The organism is Leptospira venezuelensis (assembly GCF_002150035.1).
In the GTDB taxonomy this organism is placed as follows: domain Bacteria; phylum Spirochaetota; class Leptospiria; order Leptospirales; family Leptospiraceae; genus Leptospira_B; species Leptospira_B venezuelensis.
On record NZ_NETS01000002.1, the window covers coordinates 1 to 23,783 of the forward strand.

The window sequence follows — 23,783 nt, forward strand, 5'->3', positions numbered from 1 at the left end:
GTATTTTGCTCAACAAGATCTTGGTTGGTACACCTCTTGTGCTGTTTCTAACAATTATACTAGTATGGTTTGGGTTTTTGGCGGATATTTAGATTAACAAGGCCTCATCACGGCGTATAACTGTCGGTGCTTCCGCTGCTCATGGATCGCTATCGCGACCACTCGCTCGGCCTTCGCCACATTTGCTTCTGTCACTCGTCTTGCAGTGGCAAGTCTCGCGCCATTGCAAACGTCGGAACACCTTGGTCGTTAGGCGAAATTACAAATCTTAATTTTATCGTTGTAGGTATAAATGTTTAAAGCCCCTAATCGGTTATTCAAAAGAATACTACATACTAAGGATTTGGAGAAAAGGAGATCTGGTCTAATTACGTTATCGAAAAAATATCAACATCAATGTTACGGATTACTTGCGGAAGCAATTTTAGCGGAAGAAGTAAATGATTCGATTGAATTAGCCGATGCAGCTGTTTTAAGAGCGCATTCAGACTCGGAGATATTATTTTCTCATTTTCTCTTGGCAGAATTCATATATACTCGGCTTAAAACAAAGCCCGTTGATTCTCGGGGAATAGATTATTTAATTGCCGAATCTTTATTAAAAAAAGCGATCCGCATAGATCCTGATTATAGATATCCAAAACGTCAGCTAGCTTTGTTTTATAGTGATTGGGGGAGATATGATTCCTTTAGTGAAGATGAAAAAAGGTCAGTTATATATGCAAGGAAGGTCTTTTTTGAATTATACCGTAAATATAAGCTTCCATTATATTTAGATGACTACTGGATTTGTGTTCAGCGCAATTTTTCTCCCTCAAATGCCTTACGAGCATTGCATTGGGCTTTGAAAAAATCTCCAAGTAATTATAATATTTTATATGCTCTTGGAGAATCATACGAACAGATAAGAAATCCTGAATTGGCAGCTTTGTATTATAAGAAAGCAGAAGAGTTGGGGCATCCTTATTTAATAAAAAGGCCAAAACTAAAATCAGTTAAGTAAAAGCAATTTGTAACTTCGCCTAACTAAAAAATTGTCGCGGCGCCTCGGGATCGCTTCGCGACCCTTGCTTGGGCTTCGCCACATTTCGCTTTGTCACTCGTCTTGCAGGGCAAGACTCATGCCAAGTGCTTCGCACTCGCGAAACGTCGGAACACCTTGGTCGTTAGGCGCAATGGTATTGAATTTAATACTATAAGTAATTAGAATATTTGGCAATAATGCAAACTACTCGAAGAGCTTTATTTACTTTGTCAATCTGTGGATTTTCTTTAAGTCTTTTCGGATATGTGAGTTTATTTTTAGAGCCTACTTTTTCGGGCACTGATTTTTTAATTTTGTTATTTCTTGGTTCCTTTGTTTCTTGGAGCATTGTTGTGACTACGTATCATTTAAAATATAAAGATGATACAAATTATCATAATGCGCTAGATATTTTACTTTCTAATTGTCCATTATGGATTAAAGAACTCGCGAATTGTTTAACTGTTTATGCAGGGATTAATATTGTGATGGTATTTGCTAATATTGAAATGTTTAAAATATTAATAACTCCCAAAGATAAGGTAATTTATTGCATGTTAACGGTAGTTAATTTTTTGGCTTCTTGCTTCCATTACTCTGAACTTAAACTCAGAGAATAAGGGCTATCGGGCCGCTTTTATAAGGAGCAATCAGAAAATTGCTGAAATTAATACCACAGCGCCTAACTATCGGTGCTTCCGCGTCGCTTCGAGATTGCTTACGCAACTCTCGCTTGGGCTTCGCCACATTTGCTTCAGTCACTTCGTTTGCATGCGCAAACTCGTGCCATTGCAAACGTCGGAACACCTTGGTCGTTAGGCGACAGTATCCAATATTGCATTAAAATTAGAAGACTATAATAAGGTATGAATCATTATATATTTGCGAGCCTTCTTGCTATTTCAGTAATATTATTGCTTAAGCTATCATTTGTGCAGAAGCAAAATAACTTTGTCGTTCCTGCCATTAGCTTTGGCCCGAAAGGGATTCGAATCCCTAAACTTCTTTTGTTAAAAATCGGTTTGATAAATTCGAATGAGATGACATTAAAGTTCATTCTAAAAAAAGATTACTTAACTTTCGCAATTATATGCTTTGCCGGTATCGTTAGTGAGTTAACGGATTTGGGAATTAATAATAACTTTTATGAATCTACGCTCAGATTCCTAAATTTTATTATTCTCGTCATTTCCATAATTAAGATTATTTTTGGGATTGATTTGATAAAAAGCCCAAGTTCTAAGAAGACTGATTCCGAGATCACCAATGAGATACTAGAGTTGCTTTCGAATGCTCGAATCAGCATTAATTCTTGGGATGATTTTTCGAAGAATTTCCAATATTTCGCTCACTTACTGCCAATTATAGAAAATGAAGAGGAAATAGATTATAAAGATCTTGTAATCTCATTATCAAACGTAAATGTGAAAAAAGATTTTCGCGCTAACGCATTTAAGGAAATTCAAAAGTATGTCCAGCTTCACACTGGCTTGATGCCGGAGATCCCTTTGCCAAGAAAAAGGAAAAAGTAATTTCAAAGGGATACCATCGCCTAACTATCGGTGCTTCCGCTGCGCTGCGAGATTGCTGCGCAACTCTTGCTTGGGCTTCGCCACATTTGCTTCTGTCACTCGTCTTGCAGAGCAAGCCTCGCGCCATTGCAAACGTCGGAACACCTTGGTCGTTAGACGCCAGATTGTAAAATGAAAATAAGAGGAAATACATATTCTTATGTAATCGGAGTTCATAAAAGGGGAGAACCATTCTATTTTATTTTTTGGATTATTCTTTCATTCTTAATTGAATCGTCAGCATTATCGGTTTTCATATGTGTTCTCTTTTTTCTATTGGGATATCTTCATATGCGAATGATTAGGTTGCTATTTAGGATGACCAAGAATTTTTCGGAAAAGGTAATTCTTTCTCTACAAAATGATGAAATATTTTGGGTAGAGAGTTTAAAACCGGATGACGACCGATTCAATATTAGAATTCTCTTGAAAGATTTAGAATATTACAGTATAGATTCTTTATTTGGTAAATTTAGTCTGGAGGTGACTGAAAAGAATAAAAAATTGCATCAGCTCACATTTCACAAAACTGAAATGGAAACGGTAAAAAAGCACCTATCAGATATTGTAGAATCTTATGGAAATCAGACTGGAAAATCATTAAGAAAGAAAGTTAATTCGATTTCATTCATTCGGTATTTTTGTTGGCCATTAGCTTTAATCTCTATAATCTATAATTTAAGATTCTATTTTCTTTAAATTTACAGAAATAATACAATCCGGCGTATAACTGTCGGTGCTTCCGCTACGCTTCGAGATCGCTTTCGCGACTCTCGCTCGGGCTTCGCCACATTTGCTTCTGTCACTTCGCTTGCAGTGGCAAGCTCGTGCCATTGCAAACGTCGGAACACCTTGGTCGTTATACGCCATTTTCAGAAATTACCAGGAAACAAAATGAAACAAAAATTAATATATCTTCTAAAATTATTGCCAATCATGCTTCTGGCAATTTCGCTAATCTCCACGATTTTCATGGTTACGAAAGGTTTTTTAATTTCAGATTCCTCTAAAGTTATTGATTCAAGTGAGATTGAATTTATTGAAAATTTCATTAAAGATCTAAAAACTAAAAATAACTTAAAGATATATCAGGCTGTTAATTCTAAAGCTTTCCCTAAAAATGATTTGGAGGCTATATTAAAGAAAAGAGAAATTACAGAGATTCTCAAGGGAACCACTCCTAAAATCCAAATATTCATTAAAGAAGATAAAGTGAGTTTGGAATCATTTGGGCTCCAAGATGGAAAAGGCGTTCAATTTCTAATTGAAAAAAAGGGGGAAAAGACAATCCAATGCTCGTTCAGTATTGGAAAGAATCGCAAAGGCGTTTCAGAAATAGCTGGATTTTACTTTAAAGATAATGACTTGAGTATTGAAGAAATTCGACTCCGAGATAAGCTGAAAATTAGCAATCTTTCTCTAAGCAATTACATAATTATCGCCTACTTACTCAGTGGGCTTGCGCTTTGGATTTTCGCATATGTCAAATTAGTTAATTCGATATATACAAATGAAATAAAATACTATTTTCTTCTCTTTCTATTTGTTGCCGGTCTGTCTTACGATTGGAATTCGTCTGACTTTTTGAGTCAGTATCAGTTCATTAGTTTTCACTTAAACCCACTATCCATTAATAAACATTCATATGTCGAAAATTGGAAGATTACAGTTTCTTTCCCTCTTGGTGCTATAATCTTTTTAACTAAATTATCTTCAGCTTCGCTTAGAAAAATTGAAAACGGCGCATAACTGTCGGTGCTTCCGCTACGCTTCGAGATCGCTTTCGCGACTCTCGCGCGGGCTACGCCACATTTTGCTTTGTCACTCGTCATGCAGAGCAAGCCTCGCGCCAAGTGCTTCGCACACGCAAAACGTCGGAACACCTTGGTCGTTAGACGAAATGACCGGAACTTTATTATGTTATGAAAATGTATTTAAACGCTAATTTAATTTGTATATTATTTCTTTTTTGTTTAGTTTCCCATTGTCGAAAAGAAGAGCCTGAGATAATCTCGGAAGAATTGGGAACAAGATTCGTTTCGGAATTTAGTGGAGCGATTTTAAAGAAAAAACCGACCAACGACTCAGATTCGATCTCCACTATTCCATATGGAGAAGAGATTGAAATTATACAGAAATCGAATAATAAATGGATTAAGATTAGATGGAAAGAGAAAACGGGCTGGATTGTTGATAAAAGTCTTCCGCTTGTAATTGATTATTCAGTCGAATATCCCCAATATTCAATACGAATGCCAGGAACTAATATTCAGGTTTGGGCGATTGAGCTAATTACGAAAAAGAATAAGAGACTTCTAATTTCATTTGCAACCTATGAAATTTGGAAATCCCCGACAGAAGTAGAGTTAAGGAGTTCTGGAATTAATACTCCGATTTGGACAGATGCAGACGGAAATTTCGCAATTACTACCGAACCCGCAGACGGAAAATTTTATGGTTTAAAAGGGAAAATAAGTCATAAAGGTCCATTTACCGAATATGAAGGTGAACTTCTATTCGACGGTTTTCATGAAGTATACAACTTAATCGAAAATAAAATCGTATTACAAAATTCTATAAGATTTAAAGGAACAGGATATCCAGGTGAGTTATAGCGGTCACTTCGTCTAACTGTCGGTGCTTCCGCTCCGCTCGGAGATCGCTAACGCGACTCACTCGCTCGGGCTACGCCACATTTCGCTTTGTCACTCGTCTTGCAGAGCAAGCCTCGCGCCAAGTGCTTACGCACTCGCGAAACGTCGGAACACCTTGGTCGTTAGCCGACATTTGTGTAAAATTCATGTTAGAATCGATATTGATAAGAAATCAAGAAGTTGGACCAATAGGTGACCAAATTGATTTAGGTTCGTTAGCCGAGGCTCTTCTATATTATGGAGAGGTGCGCATTTTAGCGAAACATCATGTTTTAGAAGAACTAATTCGGAAAATAGGACCAGATTCATTAATAAGGTTACTTGAAACAGGCATTTTTAAGTTAATCTATGAATTGGACATGATGGGCATTCATACTAATGCATCTGGAACACCAAATGCTTTACATAGCCCGGTTGTGTTTCATGCTTTAAAACATGAACCAGATGTTGCCTTGCCCGAGCTATTTCACTCTGTAACGGGAAGAAGTGGGAAGGGGCGACGACTATCAAAGAAATTCGCAAGTTTAATTGAAACCGTAAATCGTGAACCTGGCTTAATAGAGGCATTCAATAGTGATATCGATAATGGTGAATATATTAAGAAGACTGTAACGGAGCTTATTTCTATATATGCACCCGAATATACTATCCCAAGATCTTTCATATTTGATATAGATAAAAGAGGAAACGAGTTCAAGATAGTTACTAATCTTGATTTTGAAGAATTAAATATAATTTATCATCAAAGAATATCACCTAAGCATTCGAGCATAACTGATGCCTATATAATGAGTCACATACTTACTGCCAGAGAGAATGCAATGCTTTGCGCAAAATACAAGAGCGATATATTTATTGATTCTGTTAATATGCGCATGTTAGAGCTTTGTTTTGATTCAATAATCCAACGTACAAAACATTCAAAAAAGAATATAGAAACCTTTCAAGATTTTGTATTCGATGATTCCCGTGCAGTTCGAGAGGCAGTAAATTCTGGCAAGCTTGAATTTACTGAAGTTATAAATTTAGTGGAGAAATCAATTAAGTTTAAAGAGTGGGTTTCTGAAAGGCCAAGCGATATGGAGCTCGTTAAAGAATATTTCAAAGAAGTGACGAAAACGTCTAGTATTGATAAATTACCTACTAAAATTGCAAAGTGGTCTTTTTTTACAGGCGCTGGATTGGCCATTGGTGCTACGCTAGGTTCAGGAGCAATTGGTACTGGTCTCGGGGTTTTGACCAGCGTTGTCGATGCATTTGTTTTCGATAACATTGTTAAGGGATGGAAACCCAGTTCATTTATTAATACAGTAAAAAGTGCATTAGTTAAATAATACACAAACGTCGGCTAACTATCGGTGCTTCCGCTACGCTCGCGGATCGCTAACGCGACCACTCGCTCGGGCTTCGCCACATTTCGCTTTGTCACTCGTCTTGCATAGCAAGCCTCGCGCCAAGTCCTGCGGACTCGCGAAACGTCGGAACACCTTGGTCGTTAGCCGCCATAAGCTTATATTTTAAAGGTGAAAATATGAATATTGAACATATTCGCAAACTGTCATATCGAATAATTCTGATAGGATTACTAACTTTACTTTATTGGGTAGTTGCCTTTATCACAATAAACGTATTCGGCTTACGCGTTTTTAGGGAAAAACTTACTGAGCTGTTTCTTATAAGTATTCTTGGAATATTTGCATTAATAGCAGGATCTTTTTTATTGAATATTGTTACCAATTTGACAATAATTGCAGATTCAGCAAAGGAAAACAAAGAAGTAAGTTCTAATTCTCGAAAATCTCAAGTTAAATATTTCATTTTGTTTCTATTGTCCCTTATTCTTTTGATTGGGTTTCTTTTTCTAGGAAATTATTTAACGATAAATAAGAAGAGGAATTTATTAGAGAGAGATGCAGCAAGACTAATTAGTGAATATCACAGTGAAATAGAATTATTAGCAGTTTATAAATTTAGTAAAACTTATGAAAATAAGGCTGCGGAGATATTAAGAATAGTTAGTCAGGTAAATGATGAATTTCCAACTGTAAAAATTATTCATCGTATAACTCACGATTCTAAAAATGTTTTAATTGCCTTTGACCAAGAGACGGATTGGGATAAAGATTCCAATTATAAAGAAACAGATTTCATTTATACTTCATCTAGAGAGGAAAAGGATTATATCAATTCAATTTTGGATGAAGGCAAGGAACTATCTCCATATTTTGAGGCCGATGAAGGTTACTATAAGTTGATTTATCCAATAAAAATCAAGAACAACATTTTCTTTTTGCTGCTTACCGATTATCAGCGCTATGGAAAGATAGGCTCGTAGTGTTTTATCGCTAAATTCTTACGGCGGCTAACTGTCGGCTCTGACGCATCGCTTCGAGATTGCTTCGCAACCCACTCGCTTGGCCTTCGGCACATTGGCTCAGTCACTCAAATTGCAAAGCAATTCTCGCGCCTGTCTTCGCTTCGCTCAGCACGCCAACGTCGTCAAGCCTTGGTCGTTATCCGAACATTTCATCCAGAATTTGCTTTTTTGTTTGTTTTCTAATTTTGAAGAGTTCGTTCGTTAAATTTGAACGATTGGTTGCTTGGTAATTGATTAGCTTCTTTTTTCTAATAGCCGCCACGCTTTGAAGTGCGTCTTACGATTCAGGCTTTTCATTTCGTGCGACTTTTGTTGTTTGATGATAGCGTAGAGAGGCGGACAAAGTTTGTTATACTAAATTCTTTCGCTTCGCAGGGTGTAAAATTTCTAGATATAGTGGCTGAAACGTCGGATAACTTCCGGTGCCTCCGCGCCGCTCGGGACTTGCTTCGCAACCCGCTCGCTTGGCCTTCGGCACATTCGCGTCCGTCACTTCGTTTGCAAAGCAAACTCGTGCCGTTGCGAACGTCGGAGCACCTCGGTCGTTATGCGACATCTAATCAAATCTTATAGAATTACGAATGTTTAACTTTGTAAAGAATATTGAAAAACATATAGAGGCAGTAGGATTTCTCACAATCGCCTCGCTTTTGATCCATTTGCTTTTCCGATTTTTTCCAGTACGAAATAAAATTGGCTCATCGGAAATATTTATAATAATACCTGGCCAGTATAGTTTTTATACGAGGTCGTTTCCAGAGTTTGATAGATATAGCCAATGTAAGGATCCAATCCTTTCATTACATGATAGCATCGTATCCTCTTCTGAATCGGAGTTTTGTAGGGCATATGAAGTTGAAGTCAATGAAATTGGTACTATAAATATATCTTCTCTGAATTTAAAAGAACGGGCTTACTTTTATTCATCAAACCGGCTTGAAGCATTTACTAAATTTATAGCAAATATATTCGGGGTAGTAACTTTATTGCTATTTTTCATCTTGTTTGTGCTTATGCGTCCATTTAGGCCTAAGCCTCTTTGGACAGATTAGACGTCGCATAACTTACGGCTCTGACGCTTCGTTTCGAGATTGCTTACGCAACTCTCGCTTGGCCTTCGGCACATTGGCTCAGTCACTCGAATTGCAGAGACAATTCTCGCGCCTGTCTTCGCTGTGCTCAGCTCGCCAACGTCGTCAAGCCTTGGTCGTTAGACGCAATAACTCAAAAATGTTCAGTAGAGTCAGATTTGGTGGTAAGATGAGCGAATCAGAGTTATACAATATAATTAGGAATATGAATGTCGAATTGGACAATTTGGAACTTCCTTCGTATAGGGAAAAATTAAATTTGGATCTTACTAAGAGTCAAATAAGACATGCTAAACGGTTTGTGAATGAGCTGCATCAAAATAGCGATGAAAATCAGATTAACGGGTTTTTTAGGTTCATACTTGACTATCAACTTAGCCCGAAAATGCATGAATTGCTATACCAATTAAATTATTATTATGACAATTTGAACAAGAATTCTAAGAAGGGGATAGTTAGTAGCCTATTCTACAAATTATTTCGGAGCTAAGAGTTGAAGAATTAGTGTGAAAATTTCTCATATTTAATTGCTGTAGCTTTCAATTCTCGCAAGTTTAGTTCTATATAGACTAATTGGTTCATCTTAGTAATGATGAATTAAGGCGATTCGTTACGGCGTCTAACTGTCGCCTCTGCCGCATCGCTTCGGGATTGCTACGCAACCCTCGCTTGGCCTCCGGCACATTTTGCTTCTGTCACTCGCCTTGCTGAGCAAGTCTCGCGCCATTGCAAAACGTCGGCAAGGCTTGGTCGTTAGGCGAAAGATGATCAAAAAATTAAAGAAGAAGAAAATGAAATCTTTACTATTTTCAGTTTTACTAATCGCTCCTTGGTCTGTATTTGCTCAACAAGGTAAAACAAATATGAACTTTGAATTAGAAATAAAGGCAAAGGAGAAACAGATTTCTGAATACGAAACTATATTAAAGATGCAAGAGCAGAGGTTAGTTTTTGCAAATGAGATGATGCTGGCTCAAGAGAAGAGATTTGAGAGTATTTCAATTATTATCACTTTAATGCTTGGAATTTTTGGTTTAATTGTTCCGTTATTTACTTATTTATATCAAATCCGACCAGGGAGGGAAGCAATAGGAGAGGCAAGGCACATTATCGATACGCTTGAACAGACAATCGAGAAAAAATTTGCTGATTTTATGCAAAAAGAAGAGACTGAAAGGATAGACTCTGCACTATTTAATATTGAAAGCCAAGCTCCTCAGCTGATTCAAAACGCTGTTGTTTATTTAAATCTAAACCAATATTATCAGTTTACTGATGTACAATTGCACAAAGTTGCATATCTACTTGAAACGCATATAGACGAAAACGTTAAACATACGTTGCGAATAATTCTGGGTTATAGAAAGACTCCATTCGCCGATCTCTATTTTAAAAAATATTCTACGATCGAGTATTCTCAGCACACTATTTGGTATGCGCTGACATATTATGTTAACGCAGGATTGTCGAATTATTATGCCCAAATATTGGAGATTATTAAGTCTCAGGAGAGCAAAGGTAACGCATTTATAGATATCGTGACTAGCCTATATAACATTAATCCGCGCTCTTCCATTGAAATTATTAATAATCCGAATATTATTGATACACTATCACCTCAGGAGCGTAGAGCTATTCGACAGTATCTAAATAATGAAGAAGGATTTAAATATATAGTGAAATTTCTTAGAGATACCTATTTGTGGAGAGTTGATCCTACTGAATAAGTTGATCATCCATCGCCTAACTATCGGTGCTTCCGCTCCGCTCGTGGCTCGCTACGCGACCACTCGCTCGGGCTGCGCCACATTTGCTTCTGTCACTTCGTTTGCAGAGCAAACTCGTGCCATCGCAAACGTCGGAACACCTTGGTCGTTAGACGCCATTTTTAAAATAATCAAAGTAGGAGACAATAGTTAATGAGATTACAAGCGATGAGTGAGATTATTAGTCAGTACGCGGCAAAGTTCTCAGTAATTCATTCGAATAGTGGAGGTAACCACTTTTTTAATGGATTATTAGCATCTAAAATTGCATTAGAAAATTTACAAAGTATTCCACCATTATCGGAGGATATTATCAATTTTTTAAGAAAATATTCAATAGCAACCGTTCAAGTAGACTCAATGATGGTGAGTCCGGATACAGTCACCCAATTAAATCGGGACTTTAAAGCACTCAAGGATAAAATAGCCGTTCTCGATTCATTATTACAGTCTTTAATTGTTAAGGATGGAGCTACTACTGCTTTCATTAAGTTATATGAATTAAATTCGTTAGAGGAGTTAGAGAATTTGATTTCTTCATTGAGAAAGATTGTATTCTTACCATTAGCAAATTTGGAAGGAGATTTGGTCCTATCAGGATTTGATGTAGGATCAAAATATTTTAATATTTTAATTACTTCTGCACTTACTTTTACTTTCTTTACAAACATGATTCGTGAATCTTTCGATTTGTATGTACATAGTTACCAAAAAGTAAAAATGACAGAAAAGCTAATCGAAACTTATTCTTTTTCAGAATCCGTTATTAAAGAATTACAAGAAAAAACTCGTGATGAATATAATAAAGATTTGGTGAAAAGTTCAGAAAAATTATATAATGATCTTCCTGATAGCCAGACAGAAAAAGTATCTAACAAAAATGAATTTGTTAATAACACAAAATTTGCATTGGACGAACTTGCTAAATTGATGGATAAGGGATTGGAAATTCATCATTCAATTGAGGCTTCTTCAGAGGCCAAAGCAAACTTTCCTGATTTTTCAGCGGCAAAACAATTAATTGAATCCCAAAAATTATTAGATAAGCGTGATTAAAAACGGCGTCTAACTTTCGGTGCTTCCGCTGCGCTGCGGGATTGCTTACGCAACCCTTGCTTGGGCTACGCCACATTTGCTTCTGTCACTCGCCTTGCAGCGCAAGTCTCGCGCCATTGCAAACGTCGGAACACCTTGGTCGTTATCCGAACATGCCAACGCTGAGTATTTTATTTTTCTTTTTTTAAGGTTGGAAGTGTTTGCTAAAGCAAGATTTTTCACCTACGTAGGGATTTAAATTTATTCAATTAAGGCACGCCCTGGCCACACTGGTGCCATCGCTACAAATTACATCTGTTAAGAGGTTAGAGTAGGTATCTGACGGTACAGTCTCGCTATTTACGTGTCCGTGTCGGTCGCGCCACTTTAATCTTAGGACTAAGATTTGGTTTTCTTCTTGTTGTCCTTAAGGTCAGTGTTAATTCAATTTTTTGGTGTTTGGTTGGCACTGTCGGATAACTCAAGATTGACGCTCCGCTTGGGGCCAGCTATGAACTGCCCACTCGCTCCGGGTTTCACCACATTGCCCTTTGGGCAACGTCGTCAATCATTGGGTCGTTATCTCCATGCCGCGCCCCTTCAGTTATGGCGCCTGCCGTCCGTGGCAGGCTTGAATTGAGGTCAATAATCTGCTAAAATGGCCTAATTTAAGTATAGGGCTATTTCGGATCTACTTAGATCGTAGTTTTAAACCGACGATAGAATCAGATTGAAATTATGTCATGTAGGCTAAAAATGTCCTACAGCCATTATATAATTTTCTTAGGAAATATGAAATGAACCAAGCACTTTTAAAAAGGCTTTTTCGTACTATACCAACTCAACCAAGTCCTGATTTGGCAAAGATTGCTCAAGAGATAATAGCGGAAGAGCGAAAAAAGGGTCATACAAGTCTTGCTGATTCATTATCCGCAATTCTCAAGAAAGGAAATGAACAGCGAACTGAGACAGTAGGTAAGGTAGTTTCTTTACATGAAATTCCTATTGATCGTCGTTATAAAATTCCTCTAGTTAATCATTTAGAAAGAGATAATCTCAGACATAGGATGATTTTACCGCCTGCAACTGAAGAAAAAATCCGTAGAATTGAAGAAGAATACGCTGGTAGAGAGAGACTTAAGCATTTTGGTCTTAGACCTAGAAGAAAAATTCTTTTTTATGGCTCACCCGGCTGTGGTAAGAGTATGAGTGCCGAAAGAATAGCGTGGAATCTCGGATTGCCTTTTCTTAAAGTTAAATTTGAAGCGATACTTTCTTCTTTCTTGGGAGAATCTGCAAGTAATGTAAAAGCTATTTTTGATTCTATCAAAAACTTTCCTTGTGTGCTCTTGTTAGATGAGTTCGATTTTATTGGAAAAACGAGATCAAGTAAGAATGATATAGGAGAAATGCATCGAGTAGTAAATGTACTTTTACAGCTGATGGAAGAATATGATGCTCCTGGTATTCTTGTAGCAACTACTAATCTAGAAGGAAGCTTAGATGAAGCTTTGTTTCGCCGATTCGATGACATCATTGAACTTCCTAAGCCTGATGCTAATCAAATATTTGAATTATTCACTTCAGCCCTTTCTGCGATGGAAATAAGTAACAAAATAAATTGGAAGAAGATCATTTCCAATTTAATTGGATATTCACCTGCAATGATAGTCAAAATTGCACAAGATGCAGCAAAGGAAGCGGTCCTTAAAAAAGAACTGCCGATCTCTCAAAAACATATTTTAAAGGCAATAACTGAAAACTCAAAAATTGAGATTTAAGCAATGGCGGATTTTCCACATTTAAAATTGGATGCTGATCTTAGAGGTCACTATCGGCCACCAAAAGTTGGCGGAGGGAACGGACCAAACGAAAGAACGAAGGAGAATGTACGGAATCGTGCTGAACATGGCAAAGCAATTACTAAGCGAGTTTCGGAATTACAGAATTCGTGGCTTGAATTATTAAAAAATCGAGAAGATTTAGGGCTTCCCCCACTGCCAAATGCGATTCCTCTTTTTCTGGAAATTGATCCTGACAGTTTTAATGCTGATAGTTTGAAAAGCTTTGGAATTGAAGTTCTTTCTGTTGAAGAAGATGGTCTAGTTATCGGAGCTTCAACGGATGGATATAATTTCAAATCTCTTAAAGAAAAAATAGAAAAATTTTTAGCCGAAGAAGGTAAATATAAAAACACTATAGCAAAACTCTGGAACATCGAAACTGGAGATAAATGGCGCTTGGATCAGATTTTGTCTTCTGAATTGCTGGAAAAGTGGGAAACAATTGAAGACGATCGCGAATACATAGTTGATATATCCGTCTCATGTAACGTTTATATTCCTGATTTGTCTGCACAGGACGCTGAGACTTCAGATGATGAATATGCTCAATATCTTGGACGATGGAGAGAGCGAAAGAGAATTCTTGAAAGTGAAAGGGAAAGAATCGCTATCGAGCGAGAGACTCAATTAGCGAATTTTGTAAAAGGATATCAAGGTGAGTTTTTATCTAGCATAATCGATTCATTTGATAGTTTTGGAGTTAGAGTTCGTGTGTCGGGAAAAGGGCTAAAGGACATAGTATTTAATTTTCCCTTTATTTTTGAAATTTCAGAATACGATCCGTATATAGTTGAATATGGATCCGAGGAAAAAGCGGAAATTCCGAATCTGACCTTTCTGGAACCAAACGGCAAAGCGCCGATTATTTGCGTTATTGATAGTGGTATACAAGAAGAGCACAAATATATTACGAATGCAATTAGAAAGGATTTATCAAGATCGTACTTACCCGAAGACAATAGTACTTTTGATAATGTGGAAAATGGAGGCCATGGCACTAGAGTTACAGGTGCTATACTTTTCGGTAATGAGATTCCGATAAGTGGAAATCACCAGCATGCAGCATGGGTGGCTAATGCAAGAGTTTTAGATCATAATAATGGTATTCCTTACGATATTTATCCGCCCAAGTTGATTAGAGAAATCATCCGTGATTATCATCCTGATTGTAAAATTTATAATTTGTCAATTACATCGAAGACCCCTTGTCGTACAAGGCATATGTCAGTGTTGGCGACTGAGATAGATATGTTGTCTTGGAAAGAAGATACTCTATTTATTATTGCTATGGGCAATATAAAGAAAATTACACGTAATCAAAGTAATCCGGGAGTTAAAGATTTTATCTCAAATGGAAAGCACTATCCTGATTATTTTAAAGAAGCTTCGAGTAGAATTGCCAATCCTGCACAAAGCGCTTTTTCCCTTTCCGTGGGTTCTATTTGCAGTGCTGACTTCGAAGATTTGAATTGGAAGTCCTTTGGAAAGAAAGACGATCCGTCAGCCTTTACTAGAAGGGGGCCGGGTTTATGGGGAATGATAAAGCCAGATGTTGTAGAATATGGAGGCGATTATGTTCATGAAAAAAATGCCTCACCAAATATTATCACTAAGTTAGAAACAACTCCGGAAACTATTCGAACTACTTTGGATGCTCAAGGTGCGAGAGGAAGGGACATGGTTGGAACTTCTTTTGCAGCTCCAAAAGTAACGCATATTGTTACGCAAATTTTAAATCAGTGGCCGAATGCCTCCTCATTATTTGTTCGGTCACTGATTGCCCAGAGCGCAAGATGGCCTGAGATCAGTATAAATCTAACTGACACTGAAAAATTAAACTTAATGGGTTATGGACTGCCTTCAATAGATCGATCATTGGATAACACGCCAAATCGAATTACCTTTGTTGCAGAAAGTTCTATCGAACCCAAACATGCTCACGTATATAAAGTCTCAATTCCTGAAGAATTGCGAAGGCCAGGAGATTCGCACTCATATTTAATTGAGGTTAGCTTAGCCTATAAGGCCAGAGTTCGGCGTACAAGACGAGGGACTAAATCCTACGTTTCTTCTTGGGTAGATTGGTTAAGTTGTAAGTTAGGTGAAAGCGACGAAACGTTTAAGGAAAGGGCTGTTCAATACGCTAGCTCGTCAAACGATATTCCCGAAAATGAGACAGACACGATTAAGTGGGTTATTCGGGAAAAGAATCATTGGGGTTCTGCATTAGGGTTGAAGAGAAATGATAGTACCCTCCAAAAAGACTGGGTCATTCTTCCTTCGTATGATTTGCCTGAACATTTATCGTTTGCAGTTATTGGACACCCAGGCTGGGAGAAAGATATTCTAACAGAAAAGGCTCCTTATTCTTTACTCATTAGCATAGAGTGTCTAAATCCGATGATAGAAATTTATGAGAAAATAAGAATTCATAATCATATTGAAGTAGAAATTTCATAATAGCTGTCAGCTTCACTATCAAATTAGCTTTGCTATATCTCAGTTTACAAGAGCAATTTAGATCTTAGTCCACCCGAACGCTTCGCGATCGGGGCGCCAACTCTTCAGTTAGCTTGCTCTAATTGCCCTCGTTAAAACTGCTTTGCAGATTTTACTCGGGCTTTCTTCCGTGATTTAATAACTTCATTAGTCGTGAACACTGAGTAAAAGAAGAAAGGAGATTTCCGATAAATCTTCATAAATTTTAAGAATTCATCTATGTACAATCTACATTTCCCGGATTCTATCTTTGAAACCTGACTTCTGCTTCTTTTGAGCATCTTTGCAACCTGTGCTTGGGTAAGATTAGCTTCTATTCTTGCAACTTTTAGCTGATGATAGAATGCTTTCCTTTCCTCCTCGGAAATTCTCCTTATGATTTCCGATTTAGGCCGTTTTCGGACAATACTTTGAAACTTGTTTTTGGATTTTTCCGTCATAAAGGAACCATTCTGAACAGAGATTCGTAAAGAATGCATGGCCCACGGTATACTGCGTTCACTTTTTGTCAACTATGCCGCAATATACCGTGCGTGGATTTCGAAGAATTTTTATCAAAAGTCGGAAAGAATATTCAAAAAATACGGAAGGATAAAGGACTTACTCAGGAAAATATGGATGAAGGCGATTACGCTGTTCCTGTAAGAACTTTACAAGATATTGAAGCGGGCAGAGCTAATTTCACTGCTAACTCAATTTTTAAGCTTTCTAAACGATTAAAGGTTAAACCCAAAGATTTATTGGATATCTGATCGCATTCTATTGGCGTTCCCTAACCTGCTCAGCCTTCCGTGGCTTCGCTCGGTTAGAAATTCGGGGCGCGGCACAGCAGATAACTAAAAATTGTCGCGGCGCTTCGGGATTGCTTCGCAACCCTTGCTTGGGCTTCGCCAAATTCCGCTTTGTCACTCGTCTTGCATATGCCAAGCCTCGCGCCAAGTCCTTCGGACGCGCGGAACTTCGACAATTACTGGTCGTTAAGCGAAATTGCTGGAATATGTTTTTATAATCGGATTATTCAGGATAGCCAATTGTTCAAAAAATTAATCGATAGAGATGATCTAAAATTGTTTTGTGCAATAATCTATTCAGTAGTTAATAATTTTGTTCCTGAAAAGGAAATGGTTGTTTACTTGGATCGTGTATTTGATTTGAGTGAGAATAATTTCCGCTATCAAAAATCAATAGCACGATTTAAGAGAGTTCATTATGCAAAAATTCCAACTATATTGGAAAAGTATGAAGAACCTGAGTTTCACCGTTCTGCAATTTGCACGAGTCAAGAAATTGCGGAAATCGAAATTCCGGAGATTCACCGACTTTTACAAGAAGTGGAGAATTTAAAGGTTTATTATTTTGTCGTCGATTTAGGCAACTCTCTAAGCGAGTGGATAATTGTTTGCGAAGATCTGGAGTTAACAATTACAGGAGAACCATTTGTATCTCGGGAATTTCGAAATTTGCCTGTAGGTCCGGAATAATATTAATATAGATTGCAACTTCGCTTAACTTACGGCTCTGACGCGGCGCTGCGAGGTCGCTACGCGACTCTTGCTTGGCCTGCGGCACATTTCGCTTTGTCACTTCGTTTGCAGAGCAAACTCGTGCCAAGTGCTTACGCACTCGCGAAACGTCGTCAAGCCTTGGTCGTTAGTCGACATCGACAAAAAATGCATAAAAAAATGATTTCTCTATATTTTCGATTATTTCAGCCTATCTTTAGAGCAAGGAATATATGACATCTCAAAACAAGTTACAAATTTCAGTTATTTTATTTTTTACTGTCTTTTCATTTGAATTATTTTCGATTGATGTAAAGGATCTCAGTATAACTCTTTCAGAAGAAAAGACAATAATTTCAGATTGGGAAATACCCGGCAAAGTTTCTATTAAAGAATTTGTAGATAGGATAGGTGAGTCAGACAGAAAGTTAGATGAAGAAAGTAAGATTATATATATTTGGGATAAGTTTGGATTATCTGTCCAGGCCAACAAAAAAAGTCAGCTAGTAGATCAATTATCTGTTTTTGGAGTTGCCGGTTCGAAAGAAAATGAACCTAAAAGTAAATATTCTGGAAAGTTACTTTTCCAAAGTCAAAATCCAGATTCTAATACATTGACTAGTAGGGGCATATTCTGTATGTTAACTATAGGTAAACGTAAACTGTTTGGCCTTTGTAACGCAAAAAGTCAAAATCTTGAAAAGTTAATGATCAGCTTTGAACAAAGATTCTGAAGTAATCAACAGTCTCCTTGCTATTTAATCGACGTCGACTAACTTTCGGTGCTTCCGCGGCGCTTCGGGATCGCTTGCGCGACCCTTGCTTGGGCTTCGCCACATTTCGCTTTGTCACTCGTCTTGCAAAGCAAGCCTCGCGCCAAGTGCTTCGCACTCGCGAAACGTCGGAACACCTTGGTCGTTAGGCGACATTCCTACTGAAATTTCAGTTATTAAAAAAATTCAATTTACTGTTAGTGATTTTATAAGTTATCTTATATTTAAATATAAAATATACGTATTTTTACTATCTAATAATCGGGAATTCTTTAAATGGAACATTCATCAGACGAGCGTTGGAAAGAAGCGAGGAAAAGAGTTGAACCTTATGTTCATGCTGTCTTTTGGCAAGATTTAGGCGTAGAAGATTCTCAACGGTATGTAGATTGGATATTAGATAGGTTGGTTAAACATGAATTCTTGGCAGTTCTCGAGGATAACTATGCGTTATGGAAGTCAGATGAGAATAGAGATCGAATTTTACTTATTAGCGATTTAAAGTATCCTGAAGCCCGTAAAATTTTGAATGAAAAACTGGAAAAAGATCCGAATACATATTATTGGATTCAACCGAGCAGCGCTCCGTGAACACATTTTCTGATATCGATCGTAAAATACGGAACGTCGCCTAACTGTCGGTGCTTCCACTCCGTTCGTGGATCACTAACGTGACCACTCACTCGGGCTACGCCACATTTGCTTCAGTCACTTCGCTTGCAGAGCAAGCTCGTGCCATCGCAAACGTCGGAACACCTTGGTCGTTAGGCGCAATATCGCGATTCTTCTTTTTCTTTTTTTACAGAGAGTTGGAATTCTTCCGTAAACCATTTAGTAAAATTTCCTTTGGTTCGTTCCGCTTTCACACTTTTCTTGCCTTATCTAGTAAAACTGAAAGGCATTTCAGAATGTTAGGAATTCGTCAGAACTAATTGTATCCTTTGCTTTGGGATCTTGCGAAAAGTGTTTCGCTAGCCTTATATTGTAGGCGCAAATTCGTCTTTAATTGACCTTTGCTTTATTAGTATATTTTATAGAGTAGGGGTTTGGTGCAACGTATTTGAGCGATACTACGCCTAACTATCGGTGCTTCCGCTTCGCTTCGAGATTGCTTGCGCAACTCTCGCTCGGGCTTCGCCACATTTGCTTCTGTCACTTCGTTTGCATGAGCAAACTCGTGCCATTGCAAACGTCGGAACACCTTGGTCGTTAGGCGCCATATCGCGATTTTCTTTTTTAATTATTTTAGATAGAAGTTGTGAATTTTTTCGTAAAACCAAATGAGGATCCACTTAAAGTCAGGCCGCTTTTCACCCTTTTCTTACTTTGTGTAGTAGGCTGAAAAGCTCTACAGTATGTTAGGAATTTAATAGAACTACTTGCATCTCTTTCATCAAAAGAATCGAAAAGGGTTCGCTACTTTATATTTAAATAGTAAATTCTTCTTTATTTGACCTTTGCTTTATTAGTAGATTTTACAGAGTAGGGCTCTTGAATGCACCGTGTTTGAGCGATACAGCGCCTAACTATCGGTGCCTCCGCTCCGTTCGTGGATCGCTTCGCGACCACTCACTCGGGCTTCGCCACATTTACTTCCGTCACTACGCTTGCTTATGCAAGCTTGCGCCGTCGTAAACGTCGGAGCACCTTGGTCGTTATACGCAAGACGCCCAAATATTGCATTTTATAGAAGAATTCATTTGACTTATATACAAAGATTGTATATACTTAAGAAATGAACCAGACTGTTAATATTTCCTTTGAAAAGGGGCTTTTAAAAGAAATAGATAAAATTGCCAAAAGAGAGCACAGATCAAGGTCAGAATTGATTCGTGAAGCGGCGAGAGCCTATATAGAAAAGAAATTTAAATGGGAAAAAATTTTCGAAATTGGCTCAGCAATTTCTAAGACAGCAAATATTACTGAGGAATCCATTATAGATGAGATAAAACTAATCAGGAAGCAGAAGAAAACTCCCTGATGCTTAAAGTTCTTATAGATACCAATGTTTACATATCAGCAATTCTATTTGGTGGCAAACCTAAAGTTATTTTAGAAGAGCTAATATCGGGAAAGATAATTGGCTACATTTCTGATTCCATCTTAAAAGAAATTGAAGAGACATTAAAAAAGCCAAAATTTAAGTTAAGTGAAGAATTTATCTCAATAGTTTTATCTGAAATTGAATCACTCACAGAGAAAATAGTAAATATATCTCTAAAAGACTATGCGGGTCTTCGAGACAGAGATGATTATCACATACTTGAGAGTGCGATTTCAGCAAAGGTAGATTATTTAATTACTGGCGATCAAGATTTACTGGTTTTAAAGAATTTGAAATCTCTCAAGATTATTTCTCCTGAACAATATTTAAGTTTGGATAGTAGTGGGGCGTCCAGCGTATAACTGTCGGTGCTTCCGCTACGCTTCGAGATTGCTCGCGCAACTCTCGCTCGGGCTACGCCACATTTGCTTCTGTCACTCGTCTTGCAGAGCAAGCTCGTGCCATCGCAAACGTCGGAACACCTTGGTCGTTAAGCGCCATAACTGAAAATTATAAATATATCAAAGGATTTGATCTGTGCAAATAGAAACTATAATATTCATTTTCATTCTATTTTTGGGAGGTCTTTCATTTTATAATATTAGCTGGAGGATTAAGCATTCGCCTGAGCTGAAAGTTGGATACATAAAGTTATTTATTTTTTGGTTAATTTGTATATACAGTATTATATCCTTAACTCAAATTTCCAAATTTCCATTCTCTGACTATTTACCATTAATTCCAGTTATTATACTGGCTTTCTGGGTCTATTTGTTTAAGGGAGATCTCACTTTACAATCATATCCGGGATTCCTCGGCTTTCCAGTCGGCAGAGCCGAACGAATTAGAATTTATACACTTTTAATTCTAATATACTCAGTCATACAATTGTTTATATTTCGTATTGGCCTCTTCGGTCAAATATTTGAAACAAAAGGTATCCCGTTTTTTCTTCCCGTATATTTTATATTTGGATGGATATCAGTTTCGTATTTGTTTTCGACACTTGATGGTTGGCAATGGTTGTCAGAGAATTATAAACTTAACAATGAATTTTTTGGGGAAAAAAGTAGTTGGACCTCAGCGACAATGAACGGAATTTCCTTTAATAATTGTTTTGTACTGGGTGCAAATGCTGATGGTCTCTATCTTAGCATGATTTTTCTTTTCCGTTTCGGGCATTCGCCACTGCTAATTCCTTGGTCTGAAGTAACAATAGGGAAAAGAAAATTTCTTTTTTCGGATAAAGCAGTTATTGAATTTAAAAAGACTCCTGGTATTATTCTAACAGTTTCGGAAGAATTATTCAGCAATTTTAGAAGCTTCGTGAAGCAAGAGGACTAACGAAAAATCAGTTACGGCGCTTAACTTTCGGTGCTTCCGCATCGCTTCGAGATTGCTTACGCAACTCTCGCTTGGGCTTCGCCACATTTGCTTCTGTCACTTCGCTTGCAAGGCAAGCTCGTGCCATTGCAAACGTCGGAACACCTTGGTCGTTAGGCGAAAAGCGGCTAAAGTTACATTTATAAGATGAATTATTCAGTAGACTTTGCTATAAAAGAAGCAATTGCAACGGTTCGGAATTTAAACAAGCTGTTGCAGCGAGACTTTATTTTTTTATCGATACTATTTGGTATCATTATACTAAAATCGAATGATTCAATTCAATTCTCGTATGTTACGCTTGATTTGAGCGAGAGATTTTCAAAGATTGCAATTTGGTTTATTATTTGTATTACTTTAATTATTATTCAAAGTCACCTATGTAAAATCTATGTTTTGCATCGTATCATAGATCGAGAACTAAAAAATAACGCTATTGAGAATCTGCCATCTACAGATGATGATGTACGCAAGGGATACATTATTAGAGTAAGTGCGAGAGAATCGTCATATTTGCTCTCTGATAATTTTATTTCAGACTTTATTGCTACAGGAAGTAAAAGGGAAGCCTCATTTAGGAGATTACAATTTTCTTTGATGAGCGTATTGGCCATCAACTGTATCGTTAGTGTATATTATATTACTGATATATTGGGTTTCGAATTAGATTTATTTCTTTATGCTCTGTGTGTATTATTAAGCATAATAATTTTGACTTCCTCATTAGTAGTTATTTTTAGATATTCGGTATATTCTAAAACGATTGCTGAACAGGAAAAAGAGGACTGGATTCGTTTTTTGATAAATGCAAGAAAAACGATTGGCGACTTTCTTTTGCTCTCCGAGGATATAAAATTAGAGTATAAAGAATTAGAAAAAATCAATGCAATGAGCTCAATATTGGAAAACTCCAGGAAGCTTATCAATGCTTATGATTACGAGTTTATAAGAAAATATGCTGACATATATATTGATAACATAAAAATTTTGTTTAAATATTTAGAGCCGAAAATGTCACAGTTATGGGAGAATAAGAAAAAAGCAGCGAATATAACTCCTTCTTCGGATGAAGAAGCATTTCTTATGACTAGAGATCTAGATCGCTTGGAGGAAAAGATAGGTCGATTTAAAGATTTGATAAATTCTGGACCGATACCTTTTTACTCGAGCAGCTACGTTCGATTTTTGACCTACAATAGTATAAATTACAGATCGAACAAGCAACTTGATCTTAAAGAATTCTTAAGAGCATTAATTTTAAATTCTAATTAGCCGCCATCGCCTAACTGTCGGTGCTTCCGCTCCGCTCGGAGATCGCTTCGCGACTCACTCGCTCGGGCTACGCCACATTTTGCATTGTCACTTCGTTTGCAGAGCAAACTCGCGCCAACGCAAAACGTCGGAACACCTTGGTCGTTAGGCGTAATCCGTATGTAATTATTGTTATTTAAAAATCTATTAAGGAAAGAGATAAATGAAACTGAAAAATTATACGAAACTTACTGCTATCGGGTTTGCTGGAATATCAATATTCGCTTTAAGTTTACCTATGTGGGAAAAGACAGATGAATTTGGACTTTATTTTGCTTTAGGTATAGGTCTTCTTTTTGCATTTTTCTCTTACCGAAAATTTAAAGAAGTTAAGGAAATTAGAGAAGAAGAGCAAGCATTTGCTCCCCCGTTAGATGCGACAGTTGCTGAAAAAATTAAATACTTTAAAAATATGATGTATTTGTCGTTTGTCTCTTTTCCTTTTCTCTCCATTGTGATTGCATGGGATCTTAACAAATTAGAGTCTGGGAGCGTAGAACGAGTTAGCATTTGGGCACCTGTAGCTTTTGTGTATGAGCAATTGGGATATTGGCCTGGGGTTCTTTTTGTGCCGCTATTGGGTATTCTTGTGATCTTTCTTTCTATAAAAAAGATACGCCAAATGAAATCTGAAGAGAATGCCTGATGCATTTATTTTTAGGAACTGCTTCGGCTAGGTATTCCCAATTAATTACGGACTACGCCTAACTGTCGGTGCTTCCGCTACGTTCGTGGATCGCTATGCGACCACTCACTCGGGCTTCGCCACATTTGCTTCTGTCACTTCGTTTGCAGGGCAAACTCGTGCCATCGCAAACGTCGGAACACCTTGGTCGTTATCCGAACATTTCATCCAGAATTTGTTTTTTTGTTTGTTTATTAATTTCGAGTTGTTCGTTCGTTAAATGG

At 37.4% G+C, this 23,783-nt stretch carries 22 protein-coding genes; 20 read left to right on the top strand and 2 right to left on the bottom strand.

All coding sequences use genetic code 11. The features are described from left to right. The first annotated feature begins 292 nt into the window (after window positions 1–292). The 11 genes from B1C82_RS00075 (at window position 293) to B1C82_RS00165 (ending at window position 15,822) form a co-directional block, all read left to right on the top strand. Window positions 293–1,003, top strand: a complete 711-nt coding sequence (locus B1C82_RS00075; protein ID WP_086445592.1) for a tetratricopeptide repeat protein — start codon at window positions 293–295, stop codon at window positions 1,001–1,003. A gap of 218 nt (window positions 1,004–1,221) precedes the next feature. After that, window positions 1,222–1,644: a hypothetical protein gene (locus B1C82_RS00085; protein WP_086445593.1), complete on the top strand. Its 423-nt coding sequence runs from the start codon at window positions 1,222–1,224 to the stop codon at window positions 1,642–1,644. Window positions 1,645–1,890: 246 nt separating this feature from the next. Further along, window positions 1,891–2,556: a hypothetical protein gene (locus tag B1C82_RS00095; RefSeq protein ID WP_086445595.1), complete on the top strand. Its 666-nt coding sequence runs from the start codon at window positions 1,891–1,893 to the stop codon at window positions 2,554–2,556. Between the two features lie 933 nt (window positions 2,557–3,489). Further along, on the top strand, window positions 3,490–4,344 hold the full coding sequence (locus B1C82_RS00110; RefSeq protein WP_086445597.1) for a hypothetical protein: 855 nt from the start codon (window positions 3,490–3,492) through the stop codon (window positions 4,342–4,344). 173 nt (window positions 4,345–4,517) lie between these two features. Then, window positions 4,518–5,210, top strand: a complete 693-nt coding sequence (locus tag B1C82_RS00115) for an SH3 domain-containing protein (protein ID WP_086445598.1) — start codon at window positions 4,518–4,520, stop codon at window positions 5,208–5,210. 185 nt (window positions 5,211–5,395) lie between these two features. Continuing rightward, entirely contained in the window at window positions 5,396–6,583 is a 1,188-nt protein-coding gene (locus B1C82_RS00125; protein ID WP_157894071.1) for a hypothetical protein, read from the top strand. Between the two features lie 197 nt (window positions 6,584–6,780). Next, window positions 6,781–7,584, top strand: a complete 804-nt coding sequence (locus B1C82_RS00130; protein WP_086445600.1) for a hypothetical protein — start codon at window positions 6,781–6,783, stop codon at window positions 7,582–7,584. A gap of 1,924 nt (window positions 7,585–9,508) precedes the next feature. Next, window positions 9,509–10,444 carry a hypothetical protein gene (locus tag B1C82_RS00145; RefSeq protein WP_158704330.1) on the top strand — a complete coding sequence of 312 codons (936 nt, stop codon included), beginning with the start codon at window positions 9,509–9,511 and terminating at the stop codon, window positions 10,442–10,444. Between the two features lie 192 nt (window positions 10,445–10,636). Further along, window positions 10,637–11,539, top strand: coding sequence for a hypothetical protein (locus tag B1C82_RS20770; protein WP_234008518.1), 903 nt, complete (start codon window positions 10,637–10,639; stop codon window positions 11,537–11,539). 776 nt (window positions 11,540–12,315) lie between these two features. Then, on the top strand, window positions 12,316–13,299 hold the full coding sequence (locus tag B1C82_RS00160; RefSeq protein ID WP_086445605.1) for an AAA family ATPase: 984 nt from the start codon (window positions 12,316–12,318) through the stop codon (window positions 13,297–13,299). A gap of 3 nt (window positions 13,300–13,302) precedes the next feature. Next, window positions 13,303–15,822 (top strand): S8 family peptidase, encoded by a 2,520-nt coding sequence (locus B1C82_RS00165; RefSeq protein WP_086445606.1) that lies wholly within the window; start codon window positions 13,303–13,305, stop codon window positions 15,820–15,822. Window positions 15,823–15,953: 131 nt separating this feature from the next. On the opposite strand, the gene B1C82_RS00170 is transcribed toward B1C82_RS00165, so the two are convergent. Beyond that, on the bottom strand, window positions 15,954–16,340 hold the full coding sequence (locus tag B1C82_RS00170) for a helix-turn-helix transcriptional regulator (RefSeq protein WP_324612545.1): 387 nt from the start codon (window positions 16,338–16,340) through the stop codon (window positions 15,954–15,956). 54 nt (window positions 16,341–16,394) lie between these two features. Here B1C82_RS00170 and B1C82_RS00175 point away from each other — a divergent pair, with 54 nt between their 5' ends. The 7 genes from B1C82_RS00175 to B1C82_RS20525 all read left to right on the top strand — a co-directional run bounded on the left by B1C82_RS00175 (window position 16,395) and on the right by B1C82_RS20525 (window position 21,524). After that, window positions 16,395–16,613 carry a helix-turn-helix domain-containing protein gene (locus B1C82_RS00175; protein ID WP_086445616.1) on the top strand — a complete coding sequence of 73 codons (219 nt, stop codon included), beginning with the start codon at window positions 16,395–16,397 and terminating at the stop codon, window positions 16,611–16,613. A 279-nt stretch (window positions 16,614–16,892) separates the two neighbouring features. After that, a complete protein-coding gene (locus B1C82_RS00180; RefSeq protein ID WP_086445607.1) occupies window positions 16,893–17,342 on the top strand; it encodes a hypothetical protein in 450 nt (149 codons plus the stop codon). Between the two features lie 254 nt (window positions 17,343–17,596). Next, window positions 17,597–18,097, top strand: coding sequence for a DUF7738 domain-containing protein (locus B1C82_RS00190; RefSeq protein ID WP_086445609.1), 501 nt, complete (start codon window positions 17,597–17,599; stop codon window positions 18,095–18,097). Window positions 18,098–18,412: 315 nt separating this feature from the next. Continuing rightward, complete coding sequence (locus tag B1C82_RS00195) at window positions 18,413–18,727, top strand: hypothetical protein (protein ID WP_086445610.1); 315 nt, start codon at window positions 18,413–18,415, stop codon at window positions 18,725–18,727. Between the two features lie 1,144 nt (window positions 18,728–19,871). Next, a complete protein-coding gene (locus tag B1C82_RS00205) occupies window positions 19,872–20,117 on the top strand; it encodes a CopG family ribbon-helix-helix protein (RefSeq protein WP_008588701.1) in 246 nt (81 codons plus the stop codon). Next, window positions 20,117–20,542, top strand: coding sequence for a putative toxin-antitoxin system toxin component, PIN family (locus B1C82_RS00210; protein WP_008589133.1), 426 nt, complete (start codon window positions 20,117–20,119; stop codon window positions 20,540–20,542). The genes B1C82_RS00205 and B1C82_RS00210 overlap by 1 nt, the downstream gene beginning before the upstream one ends. Window positions 20,543–21,173: 631 nt before the next feature. Next, entirely contained in the window at window positions 21,174–21,524 is a 351-nt protein-coding gene (locus tag B1C82_RS20525; protein WP_157894073.1) for a hypothetical protein, read from the top strand. A gap of 56 nt (window positions 21,525–21,580) precedes the next feature. Here B1C82_RS20525 and B1C82_RS20910 read toward each other — a convergent pair whose 3' ends face one another. After that, complete coding sequence (locus B1C82_RS20910; RefSeq protein WP_156844593.1) at window positions 21,581–21,640, bottom strand: TraY domain-containing protein; 60 nt, start codon at window positions 21,638–21,640, stop codon at window positions 21,581–21,583. Between the two features lie 70 nt (window positions 21,641–21,710). On the opposite strand from B1C82_RS20910, the gene B1C82_RS00220 reads away from it, so the two are divergent. Together B1C82_RS00220 and B1C82_RS00225 are read left to right on the top strand one after the other, a co-directional pair. Continuing rightward, window positions 21,711–22,835: a hypothetical protein gene (locus B1C82_RS00220; protein WP_086445613.1), complete on the top strand. Its 1,125-nt coding sequence runs from the start codon at window positions 21,711–21,713 to the stop codon at window positions 22,833–22,835. A gap of 202 nt (window positions 22,836–23,037) precedes the next feature. Continuing rightward, entirely contained in the window at window positions 23,038–23,520 is a 483-nt protein-coding gene (locus B1C82_RS00225; RefSeq protein ID WP_086445614.1) for a hypothetical protein, read from the top strand. Window positions 23,521–23,783: the final 263 nt, after the last annotated feature.